Origin of the sequence: Massilia cellulosiltytica (genome assembly GCF_047325105.1) — a bacterium.
GTDB classification, from domain to species: Bacteria; Pseudomonadota; Gammaproteobacteria; order Burkholderiales; family Burkholderiaceae_D; genus Telluria; species Telluria orientalis.
Genome location: NZ_CP168562.1, coordinates 1,438,619 through 1,458,250, shown reverse-complemented (window position 1 = coordinate 1,458,250; position 19,632 = coordinate 1,438,619). Strand labels below are relative to the sequence as shown.

Sequence of the window (19,632 nt, the reverse complement as noted above, 5' to 3'; positions counted from 1 at the left end):
AATCGAACCCGACCCGCACCGCACCCACACCCCAAACGTCATCCCCGCGCAGGCGGGGATCCAGGTTCTGCATGTGCAGCGATAGCGCGTGCAAATTGGGTTCCGCCTGCGCGGGAACGACGGGATTCTAGAGTTTCGACGAATCGAACCCGACCCGCACCGCCCCCCAATGCCGGCCGCCGATCTCGAGCGGCATCGACAGGTCGTTGATCACCTCCCCCGTATCGCGCAGATAGGTCTGGAACAGGAACGGCTTGCGGTTGGCGGCCAGCTTCGCGCCCACCGGGTCGTCGAAGATGCGTTTATTGCGGCAGTAGACGAGATCGTGCTCGCGCTGGCCCGTCGGCGTCTGCGAGAACTTGCTGTTGTGCGTGGGCGCGTAGCCGCGCGTGTCCACGGACAGCGCGTAAGTGCACCCGGGCAGGTCGGACAGGACGCGGTCGTACAGCGCCTGCAGGTCGCGCTCGACGGCGCGGTCGTAGCCCGTCGTGAAGCGCGGCGGATCCGAACCTTCGATCGGGCGGTAGTCCTGGTCGAAGATGTCCGCGCCGCGCGCCAGGTGGCCGGCGAGGCAGCGGCCGACGGCGTCGCGCAGCTGGGTCGTTGCTTCCACCAGGCCATCGAACGTCGTGCCGCCCGTGCGGAACTCGGCCAGCACGCCCTGCATTTCCTCGGTGGTCGCGCGCACTTCGTCGACGCGGCGCGACGCGTCGGCCATCGATTTACCCGTCTCCGACGCATTCGTCGCCATGTCCGTGACCTGGCGGCCGATCGACTGGCTGATGCTGTCCAGCGACTGCATCGCCACGGCCATCTCGTTGACGGTGCCCGTCATGCGCTCGAAATCGGCGACGAAGGTCTTGAAGTGGCCGGCGGCGAGGCCGACCTCGCGGGCCGACACGTTCACGCCTTCCAGGATCTCCTGGGTGGCGCCGGTGGTCGACTCGACGAGCGTGCGCATCTCGCTGTTGACGCCCGCGATCTTGGTCGTCTCTTCGTTGACCAGCTGCGACAGGCGCCGCACCTCGGCCGCGACGACGGCGAAACCGCGGCCGGCTTCGCCCGCGCGCGCCGCTTCGATCGCGGCGTTGATGGCCAGGAGGTTGGTCTGGTTGGCGATGCGCTGGATGATGCCGCCGAACTCGCTGATCGAGCGGGCATGGTGGTCCAGCTGCCCGACGGTGCGCGCGAAGCCATCCACCTTTTCCTCGATCGCGCGCATGCGCGCTTCCAGGTGCGACAACTCGTCCATCGACGCGCGCGCCACGGCCAGGTTACGGCCCGCTGTCCCCGCGATGTCGTCCGTGCCGGCCTTCACGCTGGCCGACAGCGCCGTCACCTCGCGCGCCGACGCCGCCAGTTCGCGCGACGCCGTGTACTGCTGGCGCGCCTTGTCGAGCGACTGGTCGACTTCCTTGCGCAGGCGCGCCGCGTTGATCGCCGTGCGGATGCTGCCGTCGCGCGCATTCAGCACCAGGCTGCGGACGCGGGCCGTCATGCCGGACCGTCCGGTCGGCGCGAACGCCGACGCGGACGGTATGAGCGTCGTTTTCAACCAATTCAACATAACTTGTCTCCCGGGTGGTCGGCTCTATTGACTCGCTGGCCGATTTTATTTGAGGAAAATATAGCTGCATTCTGGACACATGTCATCATTCGCGCAAAATCAACATACTGTCCAGCCTAATCGGGTAGACGCGCGCTATCACGTCGTATTTACCACACTAATTTGCCCTAAAATGCCTCTTCGTCAATTCCTGCACATTCCGCCTTGAAGTTCTCGATCGGTCATCGCTTGTTTGCCTCGGTCCTGCTGGCGATCCTCGCCGTGGCCGCCTGTGCCGTATTCCTGCTGCGCCAGAACGTGGTGGCCAGCTTCGGCGCCTACGCCGCCGGCATCGAACTGGACCGCCTGGACGAGCTGTCGACCACGCTCGCGCGCCGTTACCGCACCGGCAACGGCTGGGGTTTCATTCCCGCCACCGACCGCCAGGACTGGATCGCGACGGAGCTCGCGCGCCTGCAACGGCTGCGCGACGATGGGGTGCCTTCCGTCGCGCCGGTCATGCCGGTTGCACCGGCCGCGCCCGTCCCGCCTGCGCCACCCGCGCCGCCGGCCCCGCCGCTGCCGCCGCTGCCCGGTCCCCGCGTGGCGCACGTTCCCATCGTGCCCGACCTGCCCGACCCCGGCCCATTACCGCTGGCGCGCCGCGTCACGCTGCTCGATGCGAACGGGGCCTGGCTCGCCGGCCGCCGCCCGGGCCCCGACGCCGCCACAGTCCGGCGCGCGCTGGAGGTGAACGGCCGCACGGTCGGCTACCTGGCCGTCGTCCGCGACGCCCGTCCCGGCGACGCGCTGGCTTATGCGTTCCTGCAGCAGCTCACCGACAGCCTGTGGCAGATCGTCGCGCTCGCGGTGGGCCTCAGCGCCCTCGCCGCCGTGCTGCTGGCGCGCCACTTCCGCAGCCCGATCCGGCAACTGGCGGCGGGCAGCCGGGCACTGTCCGAGGGCCACTTCGACCTGCGCCTCCCCGCACAGCGCAGCGACGAACTGGGCGACCTCGCGCGCCACTTCAACGCCCTCGCGGCCCGGCTGGCCGGCGCGGAGCAGGCGCGCCGCCAATGGGTCGCGGACACGTCGCACGAATTGCGCACGCCGCTGGCCGTGCTGCGCGCCCAGCTGGAAGCGCTGCAGGACGGCGTGCGCAGCGCCACGCCGGACACCCTCGATGCCATGCTGCGCCAGGTGCTCGCGCTGAATAAACTGATCGACGAGCTGTACGCGCTGGCGCGCGCCGACGGCGGCGCGCTCGAGTGCAAACCGGTCGCGCTCGACCTGTGGACGCTCGCGTGCGCCGAGGCGCGCGGCTTCGAAGAACGTTTCAAACAGGCCGGCCTCGCGCTCGATCTCGGCCCCGGCCCGGTAGCGGCACAAGTCATGGCGGACCCCGACCGCATGCGCCAGGTGCTCGCCAACCTGTTCGAGAACAGCCTGCGCTACACGGCTGCCGGCGGCCGCATCCACCTGCATGCGCATGCGGACGGCCGCGGCATCCGGCTGCACCTGGACGACAGCGCGCCCGGCGTCCCGGACGGCGCGCTGGCGCACCTCGGCGACCGTTTCTATCGCGTGGACGCGTCGCGCAGCCGCGCCCACGGCGGCGCCGGCCTCGGGCTCGCGCTGTGCCGGCGCCTCGTGGAAGCCCAGGGCGGCACGCTCGCCTTCGCGCACGCGCCGACCGGCGGCCTGCGCGCGACCATCACGCTGGCGCGCGCGGGAGACCCGACATGAGCGACCGCATCGTCATCGTCGAGGACGAGCCGGAACTGGCCGCGCTGGTGGCCGACTACGCGCGCGCGGCCGGCTACACGGCCGACGTGTGCGGCGACGGCGCCGCCGCGCTGGAGGCGCTGCGGCGCGATCCGCCCGCGCTGGTCGTGCTGGACCTGATGCTGCCGGGGCTCGACGGGCTGTCCTTGTGCCGCGCGCTGCGGGCCGATGCGAACCCGCTGCTGGCCGGCCTGCCCGTCGTGATGGTGACGGCGCGCGTGGAAGAAATCGACCGCCTGCTGGGCCTCGAGGCAGGCGCCGACGATTACCTGTGCAAGCCGTTCAGCCCGCGCGAACTCGTCGCCCGCATCAAGGCGATCCTGCGCCGCGCGGGGCGTCCCGCGCCCGTCGTCGCCGTCGATACGCTGGCCCGCCGCATCGCCGTCCACGGCAAGCCGCTCGACCTGACGCCGACCGAATACGGCATCCTGGCCGCGCTGGCGCGCCGCCCCGGCCAAGTCTTTTCGCGCGCCCAGCTACTCGACCTCGCGCGCGAAGGCAACGCGAGCCTCGACGTGACGGACCGCGCCATCGACACCCACGTCAAGAACCTCAGGCGCAAGCTCGACGCCGCGCTGCCGGGCGTGGACTCCATCCGTTCGATCTACGGGCTCGGCTACCGCTTCGATCTTTGACAGGCGGTCTTCATTTTTTCTCCACAATCGGCATGCACGATACCGACATGGCCCGCCGCGTCGTGCGGGCCTCGACAAGGAGAAGACCATGAAACCCACCATCCTCGGCATCCTGCTGGGCGCCGTCATGCTGCCCGCGCTGGCGCAGACGACGGACGAGCACGTCCACGTGAGCATCCACTGCAAGACCGCCACCGGCAAGTGCAAGGCCCCGCCCGCGCCCCCTGTCCCGCCAACGCCGCCCGCACCACCGGCCCCGCCCGCACCGCCCGTCCCGGACGTGGGCGAAGCCGGCGTGCCGCCCGCGCTGCCGCCCATCCCGGCCGTGCCCGGCGTCCCGGCCGTCCCCGCACCGCCGCCGCCACCGAAGCTGCCGCCGGTCCCGGCCGAGGCGCACGCGGCCTGCGCCGGCAAACCGGCCGGCAGCGCGCTCACGTGGGACCTGGGCGGGGGCGAAGTCATGAAAGGCGTCTGCGCGCAACGGAACGGCAAGACGGTATTCGTGCTGCGCAGCTATGAGCTGAACGGGTAGGCCTACTCGACGCACGGGGCGCGTTTGCGGTATGCTGGCCTGCATGTCCGATCCCGTCACACCCCTGCCCGACCCGCGGCCGCTGCCGCCCATCGAACCCGCGCTGGAAGATTGCTGCGGCTCCGGCTGCCCGAACTGCATCTTCGACGTCTACCAGATGCTGCTTGCCAATTACAAGGAAGCGCTGGCGGCGTGGGAGGCGCGGCATCCGGAAGCCGCCGGAGAGCAACCATGACCGCCACCCGCATCCGCCCCGCCACACCGCTTGATGCCGCCCGCATCTGCGCCATCTACAACCACTACGTCACGACCACGACGGTCAGTTTCGAGGAAGACGCGGTCGGCGAAGCCGAGATGGCCCAGCGCATCGCCGACGTCGGTGCCGCCGGCCTGCCGTGGCTCGTGCTGGAGGTCGACGGCACGCTCGCCGGCTATGCGTATGCGACGAAGTGGCGCGTGCGGCCGGCCTATCGCCATTCCGTCGAGAGCACCGTCTACCTGGACAAGGATTGCACCGGCCGGGGGCTGGGGCGGGTCCTGTACGGCGCGCTGCTGGACGAGTTGCGCAAGCGCGAACTGCGCCTGGTGATCGGCGGCATCGCCCAGCCGAACGCCGGCAGCGTCGGCCTGCACGAAGCGCTGGGCTTTCGCAAGGTGGCCCACTTCTCGGAAGTCGGCATGAAATTCGGCCGCTGGGTCGACGTGGGCTATTGGGAACTGAACCTGGCCAGGGACGGGCAGGGTTAAAGCGCCCCGATCGCCTGCTTGAGCTGCTCCAGCCGGTCCCGGTTGGCGCAATAGCAGACCCGTTGCACGTCCGCCGAACCTTCGATCAGGCCGGCCTCCTTCAGGATCGTGACGTGCTGCGAGATCGTCGACGGCGCCAGCGGCAACACGTCGGCCAGGTTCCCGAAATAGCACTCGCCGTGATCGATCAGGTGACGCAGCAGCTGGACGCGCGCGGGGTGCGACAGCGCCTTGCACATGCGCGCGAGGTCGTCGGCATCGAATTCCGTCGTACGGGCGCGCTCGGTCGCCGGGGGGCAGCAGGACTTGGACATGGTGCGTTCGTGGTTGGGCGAACGCAGGATAGACGTCAGGCGGGACGCTTGTCAAAAGTTTTGTCCGGTGCGACTGCGCGCAGGTAGAACGCGAGGGACGCGAGCGACATGGCCAGCAGCGCGGCCAGCAGCAATGCAGGACCGTCGGCGCGGCCCAGCAGCGCGGCCGCGATCAACGGTCCCGCCGCCTTCGACAACAATGCCGGCCCGGCCATGGCCCCCGCGATGGCGCCGTAGTGGTCGCGGCCAAACAGCGCCTGCGGCAACGATCCGCGCAGGATCGTGAGGATGCCGTTGCTCAAGCCATACAGCACGCAGAACGCGGCCACCGCCCAGGCCTGCGCACCGCCCAGCGCGATGACGGCCAGGGCCGCCGGCAGCAGCGCGAACGTCACCTTGCCGACCGTTTGCGGTGCCGTGTGCCGCGCGAACGCCATCTCGCCCACGCGTCCCGCCACCTGCATCGGACCGATCAGCGTGGCCAGCAGCACCGCAGTCCCCCTCGCCTGGCCAAGACGTTCGAACAGCGGAATCAGGTGGACCGCCAGCGCCGAGAAGACACAGGTATTCGCCGCGAATGCCAGCGCCAGCGTCCAGAACGCGGGATGCCGCACGGCTTCCGCCAGCGTGTGTCCGCGCGCCGGACCGACGCGTGCCACCGCGGGCGCGCCGGCGCCAAGGCCCAGGTGCAGCGGCATGCACACGGCGAGTTGCACGATCCCGTACAACAGGTACGTGTCGCGCCATCCATGAGCCGCCTGCAGCCACGCCGTCAACGGCCAGAACAGCGTGCTGGCGAAGCCGCCGAACAGCGTCAGCGTCGACATGGCCTGCCTTGCCCCGCTATCGAGTTGCCGCTGGATCGTCGCGAACGCGGCTTCGTACAGCGTCAACGCCATCGCCAGGCCGACCAGCGTCCAGGCGGCGTAGTACGACACCGCGCCCGTGCAGCGGCCGAGCCAGGCCAGCCCCACGAAACACAGGAACGAGCCGCCGGCCATGATGGCGCGGCCGCCGTGACGGTCCAGCAGGATGCCGACCGGCGCGGCGGCCAGCCCGGCGACGAGCAGCGCCCACGAGAACGCGCCGAACACCACCTCCGGCGCGAGGCCGAGGTCGCGCCGGATGCCGGGCGCCAGGATGGTGAAGGCGTAGTACAGCGAACCCCAGGACACGATCTGGGTCACGGCGAGGATGCCGACGGTCGTCGATGGGCGGCGCATGCGGACTCCGCTCAGGCGCAGCAGCCCGTCGGGGCGGGATGACGGCAACCGCACGCACCGCCCGCGGCCGCTGCCGGCACGCAGCAGGCCGCCGCCGCCGCCGGGGCCACGCCGCAGCACCCGTCCGCCGGCCCTGGCGCGGCGTCGTCGAAGGCCAGCCGCGTGTTGCAGACGCCCGTTTCCGGCAGGTCGAGCTGGACGTCGTCGGCGGCCGCCAGGTCGCCCGCCAGCGCGGCGACGACGGAACGCACCTGCTCGTACCCGGTCGCCAGCAGGAAGTTCGGCGCGCGGCCGTAACTCTTGGCGCCGACGACGTAATAGCCGGGCTCCGGGTGCGCCAGCTCGCGGTGTCCGTGCGGCCGGACGGTGCCGCAACTGTGTTCGTTGGGGTCGATCAGCGGCGCCAGCGCATCCGTGCTCTCGAGCCACGGATCGTGGCGTACGCGCAGTTCCCGGCCCAGGCCCAGGTCGGGCCGGGCGCCCGCCGCGCAGACGATCCGGTCGATGCCGTCGATCACCGGCACCGTACCCTCCACCGGCGCACCCGTCACCCGCAGCCGCCCATCGATCTCGTCCAGGGCCTGGATGCGGAAGTCCTGGCGCAATACCAGGCCGCCCGCGTCGCGCAGGGCCTTGAGGCGCAGCCCCAGCTCGCCGCGCGCCGCCAAACCATCCGCGGCCCCGCCGCCGAACACCCGGTCGAGGCGGCGGCCGCGCGTCGCCCACACGATGCGCGTCGCCGGGTCGTCCTGCGCCAGCCGGGCCAGCGCGAGCAGCGTGCCGGCCGCGGAATGCCCGGCGCCCACGACGAGGATCCTCTTCCCCGCGAACCGCGCGCGGGCGGCCCCCAGCACGTCGGGCATGCCGTAATCGATGCGTGCGGCCAGCGCCGCTTCGCCGAGCGCGGGAATGCCGTCCGCCCCCAACGGGTTCGGGTGCGACCACGTGCCGGTCGCATCGATCACCGCATCGGCCAGGTACGCGCGCGGCCCGGCGGCCGTGTCGGCGCGGATGACGAACGGCGCACGCTCGCGGCCCTGCGTTTTCACCTTGTCGAAGCCGGCGCGCGTGAGCGCGCTGACGCGGTGGCCGAACAACAGGTGCGGCGCGATCTCGGGCGTGGCGGCCAGCGGCGCCAGATAGTCGTCGAGCAGTTCGCCGGCGGTCGGCAGGGCGTCGGGCGCCGGCGCCGTCCACCCATGGCGCGCCAGCTGCTGGCGCGCGGCCTTGTCCACGTCGTACTGCCATGGCGAGAACAGGCGCACGTGCCTATAGGTCGCGAGGTGCGCGCCCGGCGCCGCGCCCGCCTCGAACACCAGGGGCGCCAGGCCGCGCGCGACCAGGTGCGCCGCGGCCGCGAGGCCCACCGGACCGGCGCCCAGCACCGCGACCGTAAATTGTCGTTCGTTCGTATCCATCGTCGTTCTCTCCTTTATTCGTTATTCGACGAATAAAGAATAGATTCCCGCACTCGACTATGTCAAGTCATTTCGACTATAATCGAATTATCGAATTGAAAGCGGAGCGACCATGGACAACAAGGAAGCGGTGGCGGCCCTCGCCGCCCTCGCGCAGGAATCGCGGCTGGCGACCTTCCGGCTCCTCGTGCAGGCCGGGCCGGACGGACTTGCCGCCAGCAGGATCGCGGAAGCGCTGGGCGTCCCGCCCTCGTCGCTGTCGTTCCACCTGAAGGAGCTGACCCACGCCGGCCTCGTTGTCCCGCGCCAGGAGGGCCGCTTCGTCATCTATGCCGCCCGCTTCGACGCGATGAACGCCCTTGTCGGCTTCCTCACCGAAAACTGCTGCGGCGGCACGCCCTGCTCGCGCGACACCTCCTGCTGCTGACTCTTATCACCATGAACATACTCTTCCTCTGCACCGGCAACTCCTGCCGCTCCCTGATCAGCGAAGCCGTCTTCAACCACCTGGCCCCCGCCGGCTGGCGCGCCCTCAGCGCCGGCAGCCACCCGACCGGCCGGCTGAACGCCCGCGCGCTCGCCCTGCTGGCCGCCAAGGGCATCCCGACCGACGGCTACTACAGCAAATCGTGGGACGGCTTGCCCGTCACGCCGGACATCGTCGTCACCGTGTGCGACAGCGCCGCCGGCGAAACCTGCCCGGCCTACCTCGGCCCGGTACTGCGCACGCACTGGGGCGTGGAGGATCCGAGCCACGTGACCGGCACGGAGGCCGAGATCGATGCCGCGTTCGAGCGGGCGTACGCGATCCTGCGCGCCCGCATCGAGGCATTCCTGGCGCTGCCGCCCGAGCGCCTGGCCGGCGACCGCGCGGCCTTCAAGGCTGCGCTCGACCCTATCGGCAAGCTGGGCGGATCGACGCCGTGATGCTGCCGGCGCTGCTCATCTTCCTCGCCACGCTGGCCCTCGTCATCTGGCAGCCGCGCGGACTCGGCATCGGCTGGAGCGCCGCCGGCGGCGCCGCCGTCGCCCTGCTCGCGGGCGTGATCCGCGTGGACGACATCCCGGTCGTCTGGCACATCGTCTGGAACGCCACCGGCGCCTTCGTGGCCATCATCGTCATCAGCCTGCTGCTCGACCGCGCCGGGTTCTTCGAATGGGCCGCGCTGCACGTGGCGCGCTGGGGCGGGGGCCACGGCCGGCGCCTGTTCGTGCTGCTGGTGCTGCTCGGCGCGGCCGTCGCGGCGCTGTTCGCGAACGATGGCGCGGCGCTGATCCTCACGCCGATCGTGATCGCGATGCTGGCCGCGCTGCGCTTTCCGCCGCGCGCCACGCTCGCGTGCGTGATGGCGGCCGGCTTCATCGCCGACACGTCCAGCCTGCCGCTGGTCGTGTCGAACCTCGTCAACATCGTGTCGGCGGATTATTTCGGCATCGGCTTCGCGCGCTACGCGGCCGTCATGGTGCCGGTCGATATCGTCGCGGTGCTGGCGACGCTCGCCGCGCTCGTCGCGTACTTCGGCCGCGACCTGCCCGCCCGCTACGACCTCGCCCAGCTCAAGCGCCCGACGGATGCCATCCGCGACCGCGCGACCTTCATCGCCGGCTGGTACGTGCTGGCGCTGCTGCTGGCCGGTTTCTTCTGGCTGGAACGCGCGGGCGTGCCGATCAGCGCCGTGGCCGCGACGGGTGCGCTCGTGCTGCTGGCCGTCGCCGCGCGCGGCCACGTCATTTCCGTGCGCGCCGTGCTGCGCGGCGCCCCATGGCAGGTCGTCGTGTTCTCGCTCGGGATGTACCTGGTGGTCTACGGCTTGCGCAACGCCGGCCTCACGGACGGCCTGACGGCGCTGCTGGCGCGCAGCGCCGCGCACGGCACCTGGGGCGCCGCGCTCGGCACCGGCTTCGCGACCGCCGTGCTGTCGTCGGTGATGAACAACATGCCCACCGTGCTGGTCGGCGCGCTGGCGATCGACGCCGTTCCCGCCACCGGCGCCGTGCGCGAGGCGATGATCTATGCCAACGTGATCGGCTGCGACCTCGGTCCGAAGATCACGCCCATCGGCAGCCTCGCCACGCTGTTGTGGCTGCACGTGCTGGCGGACAAGGGCATCCGTATTTCCTGGGGCCAGTACTTCCGCACCGGCGTCGTGCTGACCCTGCCGATCCTGCTCGTGACGCTGGCCGCGCTGGCGCTGCGGCTTTCCTGACACCACCATGGACAAACTCCCCAACATCGACTTCGAACGCCTCGACCTGCCGACGCCCGCCAAGCTGGAACCCGTCGGGGACCTCGATCATCCGCCCCGCATCCTGATGCTGTACGGCTCGCTGCGCGAGCGCTCGTTCAGCCGCTTCCTCACGTACGAGGCGGCGCGCATCCTCGAACACTTCGGCGCGGAGGTGAAAATCTTCGACCCGATGGAATTGCCGATGGTCGGCAGCGTGCCGGAGACGCATCCGAAGGTCGTGGAACTGCGCGAACTGTGCCTGTGGTCCGAGGGCCAGGTGTGGTGCAGTCCCGAACGCCACGGCGCCGTCACGGCCGTCATGAAGAACCAGATCGACTGGATTCCGCTCGAACAGGGCGCGGTACGACCCAGCCAGGGACGCACGCTCGCCGTGATGCAGGTCTGCGGCGGTTCGCAATCGTTCAACGTGGTCAACACGCTGCGCCTGCTGGGACGCTGGATGCGCATGTTCACGATCCCGAACCAGTCGTCGGTGCCGATGGCGTACAAGGAATTCGACGACGCCGGCCGCATGCGCCCGTCCGCGTACTACGACCGCGTCGTCGACGTGATGGAAGAACTCGTCAAATTCACGCTACTGCTGCGCGGCCGCACGGACTACCTGACCGACCGCTACAGCGAACGCAGCGAACGGGCGCGCAAGGCCATCGACCGGCAGATCGGCAAGCTGTAGAGTTCGCAGCGTTCCCCAGCGAACAGTCAACCGCCGGCCCCGTCATTACGATGGATGCATCCGCCGCATTCCAGCGAGGCCGCTATGTTCGATATGGATCTTCCCTGGTGGGAATTTGTTGCGCGGGGCGCGCTGGTCTACGTCGCCCTGCTCGCCATGGTGCGATTGTCCGGACGGCGCACGATCAGCCAGCTGACGCCGTTCGACCTGCTCGTCGTGATGCTGTTGTCGGAAGCCGTGTCGAACGGCTTGTCGGGCGGCGACGATTCCGTCAGCGGCGGCCTGATCATCGCGGCCACGCTGATCGTGCTGAACGCGGGCTTCGGGATGCTCGCGGCCAACAGCCACCGCATGGAATCCCTGCTGGACGGCGACTCGCTGCTCATCGGCCGCGACGGCGTGTTCTTCGACAAGGTCTTGCGCCGCAACCGCGTGGGCGAGTCGGACGTCCGGCAGGCCCTGCGCCAGGCCGATTGCGCGCAGCACGAGATGCAGTGCGCCTTCCTCGAGGCCGACGGCAGCATCACGATCATGAAGCGGCCGTTGGCGACGGATCCGGTGCGCACCTGAAGGCGCTCAGAACGCGTAGCCGGCGCCGAGCAGGAACACGTCGGAATCGCGCGCGTAATTCGTGATGACGCGGCTCCAGGTGAGCTGGCCGCGCCAGTGGTCGTCGATGCGGTAGCGCATGCCGATCGATGCGAGCGGCGCCACGTGGTTCTCGCGCGCCGCGTGGGGATCGGTGCGGTCGAGCTGGTCGCGCATGGCGTAGGCGCCGAAACCCATCTCCAGCACGGTGCGCTCGGTGAACGGGCGCAGCAGCCACACCTGGGCCGAGACGCCCTTGCGCTCGGCCGCGTCCACCTTCCCTTCATTCATCAGGATGACGCTGCCCTCGACATTCGGCGTGAACGTGCGCCGATACTCCAGGCCCGTCGACGTCGACGTCTCCGACTTGAAACTGTTCACGATCGAGCGCCCCGCGAGCAGCATGACGAGGTTGTCGCCGCGGTCGGCATTTTCCAGCCGGATCGAGCGCGGCACGCTGCCCAGTTCGTAGCCCATGCCGACCATCAGCATCGAGCTGTCGTGCGACGTGATGCCGTGCGTGTGCGACAGGCGCGCCTCGACGTAGGCGCGCGAATGCAGGTGGTAGATCGCGTTCACGCTCATCAGCTGGCCCCAGCCGTGTTCGTTCCGGTAATCGCCCAGGGAGCCATTGCCCGTCGTCGTGTCGAAGTAATAGTAGGGACCGAAGCCGGCGCCGAACGACCAGCCCCGTTGCGGGACCGCCGTATGCGCCCACAGCTGGGCGCCGAGCCCGTCGCGGTGGTGGAGCTTCGGATGGCCCTCGTTCAGGTAATCGGCGCTTACGGAGAAGTATTTGTGGAGGTGCTGCGTATAGCCGACGTTGACTGCGAACGACGTATTGCCGGCATCCGTGTCGGCGCGCATCGCACCGGCCAGCAGGGACGCATCCTGCGCCTGGACGACGGAAGATATAGTGAGAAGCGTAAAGATACTGTAAAGATGGCGCATGAATGGAATCAATTAGGATCAGTTGTCGATTATGCCAAGCTTTCCAAATCTCAGTCGCCTACGGGCACTATCTCAGCCGTATGGTGTGAGACCGCCCATGTCTTCGGTGCTAAGTTTTTAGTCAGCACCCCAGGACGGGGTGCGCGCAGGACTTTTGTTCAAAGGAGGTACTCATGAAACGTGTTCTGTCAGTCCTTGCACTGGCGGCGGCGTCGACCGCCATCGCCGTGCCCGCCGCTGCCGCGCCGGCCGACCCGAGCTACCGGGCCGTCGCCAGCGGGGCGCTGGAAAGCCCGCCCAACCCCTCGCCCGGCACCAGCCTCGTGACGATCGACCTGGGCGGGAAGGAAATGTTCGTCGACATGCCGTTCCGCGACCTGGACGGCACCACCACCGATGCCCACATCCATTGCTGCACGAGCTCGGCCTTCACGGGCGTGGCGCCGGTGGCGATACCGTTCCAAGACTTCCCGCCAGGCGTCCGCGCGGGCACCTACACCAACGCCGTCGCGCTGGATGACGCGATGTCCTACGATCCCGCCTTCGTGAGCACGCACGGCGGCACGGCGTCGAGTGCCGAAACGGCCCTCATCGACGCCATCAATGCCAACGAGGCCTACGTCAACATCCACACGAGTCTCTATCCGAACGGGGAAATCCGCGGCTGGCTGGTGGCCGCACCACCCGTGCCGGAGACGGCCGAGTGGTCGATGCTGGCCGTGGGTCTCGCCGGGTTGATGTGGATGAGCCGGAGGCGGCCGATGGTGTGAGATCGATGGTTGATGCGGGGAGGCATCAACTTACATGCAACGCAGCCCACGCGGGCACCGCGACCCGCCAGAATGCTTCCAGCGACCCTGGCTCGCCCACTTCCAGCCCGAGAAACCCCGCCGATTGCCGCAATGCGGCCACTGCAGCTTCCTCGTCCCCGGGCCGCACGGCCAGCGCCCCCGTCTGCTTCGACAGTTTTTCGCCATTCGCATTGCGCACCACCGGCACGTGCAGGTAGCGCGGCGTCGGCACGTTCAACAGCCGCTGCAGGAAGATCTGGCGCGGCGTGGAATCGAGCAGGTCGGCGCCGCGCACGACGTCCGTCACGCCCTGCTCCGCATCGTCCACGACGACGGCCAGCTGGTACGCCCAGTAGCCATCCGCGCGTTTCAATACGAAGTCGCCCGACTCGCTGGCCAGCTGCTGCGTGACGACGCCGGCCACGCGGTCCTGGAATGTGATGACGTCCTCGCCCGCCTCCGGCACGCGCAGGCGCAGGCTGCGCGGGCTGCGGCCCGGCGCGAGGCCATGGCGGCATGTGCCCGGGTAGATGGCGGCGCCGTCGGGCGCGAAGCCCAGGCGCGAATCGGCGATCTCGCGGCGGTTGCAGCCGCACGGGTAGACGTGGCCGGCGAGGCGGTCGTACGCCGCCTCGTACAAGTGCTTGCGGCGGCTCTGCCACACGACCTCGCAGTCGGACTCCATGCCCAGCCGGTGCAGCAGGTCGAGGATCTCGCCGGCGGCGCCAGGCACGCTGCGGCCCTCGTCGATGTCTTCGATGCGGACCAGCCAGGTACCGTGGTGGGCGCGCGCATCCAGGTAACTGGCCAGCGCGGCGACCAGCGACCCCGCGTGCAGCGGGCCCGTGGGCGATGGAGCGAAGCGGCCGACGTAGCCGCCGTTGGATCGGGAGTTCATCGGCGCAACCTTAACATACGCCCCTGCCTTGATCCATATCGGGCAATATTGAGAATCGTATTGAGAATGATTCGCGTTTACGTTATGCTGCGTTCCCGTCGTTATTGAGAAGGCAAGCCGATGAACGCGATACCGAAACTGCTCGACCCCGTCGATCACTCCCTGGACGCCGTTGCCGCCGAGCTGGCATCGTCCGACGCCCGCCGGCGCAGCCTGCAGCGCACATTGCAGGCCCTGTTCCGCGAACGCCTCCTGAACGGGGATCAGTTGATCACGGAGGGCGCGGTATCGTGGCTGCCGCTGTGGGCGCAACAAGGCATGCTGCGCTTCGAAGGCCTGAGCCTCGGCCGCATCGGCGATTGCCGGCTGGCCGGCGGCGTGTCGTACTACGCGACCGGGGAACGGCCGCAGCCGGTCGCGCACGCAGCGGCGCTGCTGGCCTGCGTGGCGCCCTCCCTGCCGGGCGACGGCGCGGACCTGCAAAGGCTCATCCACGAACTCGACAACAGCCTCGCCAACGACGTGCTGTGCCTCGGCTACCGGCGCGGCTGGGCGCGGGCGCTGCGCGCCGGACTGGGCGCGGCCGACATCCATTTCATCGCCGCACTGCGCAAGTCGAACCACGCGAATCCCGCCCTGCTGCTGGAGCAATGGGGCACGCTGGGCCACCCGTGGCATCCCACGTTCAAGACGAAGCTGGGATTGTCCGCGGACGAGGTCACGGCCCTGTCGCCGGAATTCCAGCCGACGCTGGCCGTGCCGCTGGCCGCGATCCGCGCGGACAAGGCGCACGTGACCTTCTCCACCGGCGACGGCGATTACCTCGCGTGGTTCGGCCGGCACTTCCCGCAGCCGCTGCTGCGCTGGAAGGTCGCCCTGGCGGCGCTGGGCAGGTCGCCGTCCGACTGGCTCCCGCTGCCCCTGCATCCCTTCCAGGCCAGCCGGGTGATCCCGGAAAAATTCGCGGCCGAGATCGCGCGCGGCGACCTGCTGCTGCCGGACGACGTGGCGCTCGACGCGACCCCGACCATGTCGTTCCGCACCGTCGTCCCGGCCGGCTCGCCGACCCTGCCACACCTGAAGCTGCCGGTGTCGCTGCGCCTGACCAGCGTGCAGCGGACCGTGTCGCCGAAGTCCGCCGTGATGGGACCGCGCATCACGCGCCTGCTCGCGACGATCCTCGACGCCGAAGCGGGTTTCGGCGGCACGCTCGACATCGTGCGCGAGGACGTGGGCCTCCACTACCTCGACCCGGACGGTAACGACGATCGCGCGCGCCACCTGGCGATCCTGTACCGCGCCAATCCGATGGCGAAGGCGGACGGCGCGCGCTTTCCGGTCCCCGTCGGCGCGCTGTTCGCGGAATCGCCGTTCAGCGGCCGGCCGCTCGTCACGGAGGCCGTCGCGCTCGCGTACGGCGACCACGCCGCGGGCGCCGTCGCGTACTTCGAGCGCCACGCGCGGACCGTGCTGACGGCGCTGCTGTCCGCCTACCTCGTGTACGGCATCGCGTTCGAGGCGCACCAGCAGAACAGCTTCATCATGCTCGACGCGGACCACGCGCCCGTGCAGCTGCTCGCGCGCGACTTCGGCGACCTGCGCATCCACGGTCCCACCCTGCGCGGCGCGGGCCGCGCGATCGACGCCTACCGCGCCGGCGCCACCGTGTACGAAGATGACGAGCCCGTGCGCGACAAGCTGCTGCACGCCGTGCTGCTATGCCACCTGTCCGAACTGGCGCTACTGCTGGCGCGCGCGTACGGCCATCCCGAGCAGCCGTTCTGGGACGTCCTGCGGCGCGAGATCGACGCCGTCTTCACGGCCTTGCGCGGCCGCGTCGACGCGGCCCGCTGGCACGCCGAACGCGCGGCGCTGCTGGAGCACGACTGGCCGGCGAAAGCGTTCCTGCGCATGCGCCTGTCCGACACGCAGGACGACGTGCACGGCACCATGCCCAATCCGCTCGCATGACCACCACGCGCTGGCTGTTCGCGCTGCAGCTCGTGGCGATGGGCGCCATGGAGATGAGCGGCCCGTTCTGGCCCCTGCACCTGCGCCGCGTGGGCGACCTGACGCCGCATGCGCTGGCGTGGGTCAGCGCCATCGCCTATGCGGGCCCGCTGGCCATGGCGATGTGCACGACACCGTGGTGGGGGCGCCTCGGCGACAAGGTCGGCCACAAGCCGATGCTGCTGCGCGCGCTGCTCGCGCTGGCGGCCACGCAATGGTGGATCGCGGCGACGGACAACGTCGCCGTCATCCTGTCCGTGCGCCTGCTGCAGGGCGCCCTGGCCGGCTACATCGCGGCGGCGCAGGCCTACGGCGCGCGGCTCGTGACGCGCGCGGCTCGCGGCGCGTTGATGGCGCAGCTGCAGGCCGCGACGGCCATCGGCTCCGTGACAGGTCCGGTGATTGGCGGCTGGCTGTTCGATGCCCAGGGTTTCGCCAGCGTGAACATGTGGGCGGGCGCCGCGTGCCTGCTGTGCGCGGCGCTGGCCTTCTTCGTCCTGCCGGCCGTCGCGCCGCCGGCCACGCGCTCCCCCGGCGTGCGTGAGCGGAAGGCGGCGCTGCCGGACGGGCTGTATGGTCTGCTGCTCGGCATCGTGCTGGTGCAAGCCGGGAAGATGATGCCGCAGACGTTCTTCGGCCTGTATGCCGACGAAGTCCTGCACGTATCGAACCGCGTGACGGGCCTGTGCTATGCGGGCACTGCCCTGGGCCTGTGCGTGGCCGCGCCGTACTGGGCCCGGCGCTTCGCGCACCTGGCGCATGCACGCGTGCTCGCGCAGGTCGAATGGATTCTCTGGGCGTGCGCCGCCATCGTCGCGGTGCAGGCCCTGGTCACGAACACCGCCCTGTTCGTGCTGGCGCGCGTGCTGTGGGGCGTGTGCCTCGCGGCGCTGCTGCCCGTCTTTTATGGCCTGCTCTCGCGCGCAGCGGCGGACGACGAACAGGGCCGCGTGCTCGGCGCCGGCAACGGCGCCGCCAAGGCCGGCGCGCTCGTCGGCGCCGGCGCGGGCGGCCTCGCGCTCGCGTGGGTGCCGCTGGCCGCCATGTTCTGGACCGTCGCGCTGCTGTACGCCGTCGCCGCCGTCGGCATGCGCGCGATCCGGACTCGCTCGTCCGATTTCCAACACCTTCAAACAACAACAGGAACATCATGAAACAAGTACTGCGCCCCCTCCCCTGCCTCGTCGCCCTTGCCTGCAGCGTGTGGACACCGGTCCGTGCCGAAGAACCCGCGATGCCGGAAGTCGTCATCCGCGACCGGAAGATCGACGCCGGCTCGTACGAAGTCACCGAGACCAACACGGCCACCAAGATCAACGTGCCGCTGCGCGACATTCCGCAGACCGTCAACGTGGTGCCGGCCGTCGTGCTGCACGACCAGAACGCGCTGTCGCTGCAGGACGCGCTGCAGAACGTGCCGGGCCTGTCGTTCTCCGTCGGCGACGGCCAGCGCGACCAGGTGACGATCCGCGGCTTCTCCGCCATCAGCGACCAGTTCGTGGACGGCGTGCGCGACGACGCGCTGTACTTCCGCGACCTCTCCAACATCGAGCGCGTCGAAGTGCTCAAGGGACCGGCGTCGGTGCTGTACGGCCGCGGCTCGGCCGGTGGTCTCGTCAACCGCGTGACGAAGAAGCCGCTCGCGGATCCGCTGCTGGAGGCGGGCGTCACGCTCGGCTCGCACGGCCAGCGCCGCGGCGAGTTCGACGTCGGCGCGGCCAACGACGACAAGGACGCGCTGTTCCGCCTGACGGGCGCCGTCGAGGACTCGACCGGCTTCCGCGACCGCTACTTCCTGCGCCGCCAGGCGCTCGCGCCGTCGGCCACGTTCAAGCTGTCGCCCGCCACGACGCTGACCCTGCAAGCGGACTACCTGCACGACAAGCGCCTGGCCGACCAGGGCGTGCCCAGCTACCACGGCCGGCCCGTCGACGTGCCGGTCGAGACCTATTTCGGCGCCGCCAACGCCACCGCGCGCGCATTCGTGCAGAGCGACGTGAAAAGCGCCACCGCGACGCTCGACCACGCGTTCACGCCGGACCTGAAACTGCACACCGTGCTGCGCGCGTACGACTACGCACTCGACCGCAACTACACGTCGATCGGCACCATCAAGGATGGCGCCGCCCCGACCGTCGCCATCGGCCAGAGCCACCGTCTGCGCGACGAGGACGGCCGCTACCTGCAGAACGAGCTGTCCCAGACCGTCGACTGGGGCACGACGAACCACAAGCTGCTGTACGGCGTGGAACTCGGCCGACAGAACAAGAGCGAGGTGCTCCGCTCGCGCAACAACGTGGCGACGTACAACCTGTTCCATCCGGTCCTCGTCGACCTGCCAGTGCTGCCGGACAGCGTCGCGGCCAGCGCGGACAACCGGAACCGCGTCGACATCGCGGGCCTGTACCTGCAAGACCTCGTGGCGCTGACGCCGGAATGGAAAGTCCTGGCCGGCGTGCGCTACGACCACCTGAAGCAGGACCGCGACGACCGCACGGCGAAGAACATCGACCTGCAGCGCACGGACGACACGTGGTCGCCGCGGCTGGGCGCCGTGTACCAGCCCACGAGCCGTGTGGCCGTCTACGCATCGTGGAACCGCTCCTTCCAGCCCATCGCGGATTCGTTCACGTTCCGCGCCAACAGCGACACGCTGAAGCCCACGCAGACGGTCAACAAGGAAGTGGGCGTGAAGCTCGACCTGACGGCCCGTTCGAGCCTGACGGCCGCGCTGTTCGACATGACCCAATCGAACATCCAGGTCGCCGATCCGGCCAACACGAACTTCTCGCTGCCCATCGGCCGCCAGCGCACGCGCGGCCTGGAACTGAGCTTCATGGGCGAGATCGCGCCGGGCTGGGATGCGATCGCCGGCTATGCGAACATGCGCGGCACCATCGAGGACTCGACGGAATTGACGTCCGCCGGCAAGCCGTTCGAGGGCAACACGGCCGCGCTCACGCCGCGCCACACGTTCAACGCATGGATCAAGCACCGCCTCGACGGCCACTTCTGGGTCGCCGCCGGCGGCCGCGCGGAATCGGGCCGCTATGCGTCGCCGGACGACCTGACGACCTTGCCGGGCTACGGCGTGCTGCAGCTCGGCGCGGGCTACGACAGCGGCAAGGTCGACGTCACGGTCACGGTGCGGAACCTGCTCAACCGCACGTACTTCGTGTCCGCGCACAGCGGCGCCAACGACTACAACCTGCCGGGCGAGCCGCGCACGGTGCTGGTCAGCGCGCGTTACCGCTTTTAAGAGGCGTTTTTAT

Annotated in this window: 20 protein-coding genes; 14 read left to right on the top strand and 6 right to left on the bottom strand. The window is 69.6% G+C overall.

All coding sequences use genetic code 11. The features are described from left to right. Window positions 1-127 precede the first annotated feature (127 nt). A complete protein-coding gene (locus tag ACEN9H_RS06440) occupies window positions 128-1,567 on the bottom strand; it encodes a methyl-accepting chemotaxis protein (protein ID WP_156404001.1) in 1,440 nt (479 codons plus the stop codon). A gap of 228 nt (window positions 1,568-1,795) precedes the next feature. Between ACEN9H_RS06440 and ACEN9H_RS06435 the strand changes: the two genes are divergently transcribed. From ACEN9H_RS06435 to ACEN9H_RS06415, 5 genes are all read left to right on the top strand, one after another. Beyond that, a complete protein-coding gene (locus tag ACEN9H_RS06435; protein WP_413674155.1) occupies window positions 1,796-3,292 on the top strand; it encodes an ATP-binding protein in 1,497 nt (498 codons plus the stop codon). Further along, entirely contained in the window at window positions 3,289-3,966 is a 678-nt protein-coding gene (locus tag ACEN9H_RS06430) for a response regulator (RefSeq protein ID WP_413674154.1), read from the top strand. The genes ACEN9H_RS06435 and ACEN9H_RS06430 overlap by 4 nt, the downstream gene beginning before the upstream one ends. An 88-nt stretch (window positions 3,967-4,054) precedes the next feature. Next, entirely contained in the window at window positions 4,055-4,498 is a 444-nt protein-coding gene (locus ACEN9H_RS06425) for a hypothetical protein (protein ID WP_413674153.1), read from the top strand. Window positions 4,499-4,541: 43 nt separating this feature from the next. Continuing rightward, window positions 4,542-4,733 (top strand): oxidoreductase-like domain-containing protein, encoded by a 192-nt coding sequence (locus tag ACEN9H_RS06420; protein WP_056132546.1) that lies wholly within the window; start codon window positions 4,542-4,544, stop codon window positions 4,731-4,733. Then, window positions 4,730-5,245, top strand: coding sequence for an arsinothricin resistance N-acetyltransferase ArsN1 family B (locus tag ACEN9H_RS06415; RefSeq protein WP_413674152.1), 516 nt, complete (start codon window positions 4,730-4,732; stop codon window positions 5,243-5,245). Before ACEN9H_RS06420 ends, ACEN9H_RS06415 begins: the two co-directional genes overlap by 4 nt. Here ACEN9H_RS06415 and ACEN9H_RS06410 read toward each other — a convergent pair. Genes ACEN9H_RS06410 through ACEN9H_RS06400 form a run of 3 tightly spaced genes read right to left on the bottom strand, consistent with a single transcriptional unit; the run spans window position 5,242 to window position 8,200 of the window. Then, on the bottom strand, window positions 5,242-5,559 hold the full coding sequence (locus tag ACEN9H_RS06410) for an ArsR/SmtB family transcription factor (protein ID WP_371772235.1): 318 nt from the start codon (window positions 5,557-5,559) through the stop codon (window positions 5,242-5,244). The genes ACEN9H_RS06415 and ACEN9H_RS06410 overlap by 4 nt on opposite strands. A 35-nt stretch (window positions 5,560-5,594) precedes the next feature. Next, window positions 5,595-6,782 carry an MFS transporter gene (locus ACEN9H_RS06405; RefSeq protein ID WP_413674151.1) on the bottom strand — a complete coding sequence of 396 codons (1,188 nt, stop codon included), beginning with the start codon at window positions 6,780-6,782 and terminating at the stop codon, window positions 5,595-5,597. An 11-nt stretch (window positions 6,783-6,793) separates the two neighbouring features. Beyond that, on the bottom strand, window positions 6,794-8,200 hold the full coding sequence (locus tag ACEN9H_RS06400) for an FAD-dependent oxidoreductase (RefSeq protein ID WP_413674150.1): 1,407 nt from the start codon (window positions 8,198-8,200) through the stop codon (window positions 6,794-6,796). Window positions 8,201-8,312: 112 nt separating this feature from the next. On the opposite strand from ACEN9H_RS06400, the gene ACEN9H_RS06395 reads away from it, so the two are divergent. From ACEN9H_RS06395 to ACEN9H_RS06375, 5 genes are all read left to right on the top strand, one after another. Next, on the top strand, window positions 8,313-8,627 hold the full coding sequence (locus tag ACEN9H_RS06395; protein WP_056132125.1) for an ArsR/SmtB family transcription factor: 315 nt from the start codon (window positions 8,313-8,315) through the stop codon (window positions 8,625-8,627). Between the two features lie 11 nt (window positions 8,628-8,638). Continuing rightward, window positions 8,639-9,127, top strand: coding sequence for an arsenate reductase ArsC (locus ACEN9H_RS06390; RefSeq protein WP_413674149.1), 489 nt, complete (start codon window positions 8,639-8,641; stop codon window positions 9,125-9,127). Then, complete coding sequence (locus ACEN9H_RS06385; protein WP_413675560.1) at window positions 9,127-10,407, top strand: arsenic transporter; 1,281 nt, start codon at window positions 9,127-9,129, stop codon at window positions 10,405-10,407. Before ACEN9H_RS06390 ends, ACEN9H_RS06385 begins: the two co-directional genes overlap by 1 nt. 7 nt (window positions 10,408-10,414) lie before the next feature. Beyond that, a complete protein-coding gene (gene arsH / locus ACEN9H_RS06380) occupies window positions 10,415-11,122 on the top strand; it encodes an arsenical resistance protein ArsH (protein ID WP_056132118.1) in 708 nt (235 codons plus the stop codon). An 84-nt stretch (window positions 11,123-11,206) separates the two neighbouring features. After that, window positions 11,207-11,692: a DUF421 domain-containing protein gene (locus tag ACEN9H_RS06375; protein ID WP_056132116.1), complete on the top strand. Its 486-nt coding sequence runs from the start codon at window positions 11,207-11,209 to the stop codon at window positions 11,690-11,692. A gap of 6 nt (window positions 11,693-11,698) precedes the next feature. Here ACEN9H_RS06375 and ACEN9H_RS06370 read toward each other — a convergent pair whose 3' ends face one another. Then, window positions 11,699-12,661: a hypothetical protein gene (locus tag ACEN9H_RS06370; RefSeq protein ID WP_413674148.1), complete on the bottom strand. Its 963-nt coding sequence runs from the start codon at window positions 12,659-12,661 to the stop codon at window positions 11,699-11,701. Window positions 12,662-12,834: 173 nt separating this feature from the next. On the opposite strand from ACEN9H_RS06370, the gene ACEN9H_RS06365 reads away from it, so the two are divergent. Beyond that, the gene (locus tag ACEN9H_RS06365; RefSeq protein ID WP_413674147.1) at window positions 12,835-13,431 is read left to right on the top strand and encodes a CHRD domain-containing protein; all 597 of its coding nucleotides are present in this window, start codon (window positions 12,835-12,837) and stop codon (window positions 13,429-13,431) included. Window positions 13,432-13,456: 25 nt separating this feature from the next. On the opposite strand, the gene gluQRS is transcribed toward ACEN9H_RS06365, so the two are convergent. After that, window positions 13,457-14,350 (bottom strand): tRNA glutamyl-Q(34) synthetase GluQRS, encoded by an 894-nt coding sequence (gene gluQRS / locus ACEN9H_RS06360; protein ID WP_413674146.1) that lies wholly within the window; start codon window positions 14,348-14,350, stop codon window positions 13,457-13,459. Window positions 14,351-14,470: 120 nt separating this feature from the next. On the opposite strand from gluQRS, the gene ACEN9H_RS06355 reads away from it, so the two are divergent. The 3 genes from ACEN9H_RS06355 to ACEN9H_RS06345 are packed head-to-tail and all read left to right on the top strand — an operon-like array spanning window position 14,471 to window position 19,619. Next, a complete protein-coding gene (locus tag ACEN9H_RS06355; RefSeq protein WP_413674145.1) occupies window positions 14,471-16,321 on the top strand; it encodes an IucA/IucC family protein in 1,851 nt (616 codons plus the stop codon). Continuing rightward, complete coding sequence (locus tag ACEN9H_RS06350; RefSeq protein WP_413674144.1) at window positions 16,318-17,514, top strand: MFS transporter; 1,197 nt, start codon at window positions 16,318-16,320, stop codon at window positions 17,512-17,514. The genes ACEN9H_RS06355 and ACEN9H_RS06350 overlap by 4 nt, the downstream gene beginning before the upstream one ends. Continuing rightward, a complete protein-coding gene (locus tag ACEN9H_RS06345) occupies window positions 17,511-19,619 on the top strand; it encodes a TonB-dependent receptor (RefSeq protein ID WP_413674143.1) in 2,109 nt (702 codons plus the stop codon). The genes ACEN9H_RS06350 and ACEN9H_RS06345 overlap by 4 nt, the downstream gene beginning before the upstream one ends. Window positions 19,620-19,632: the final 13 nt, after the last annotated feature.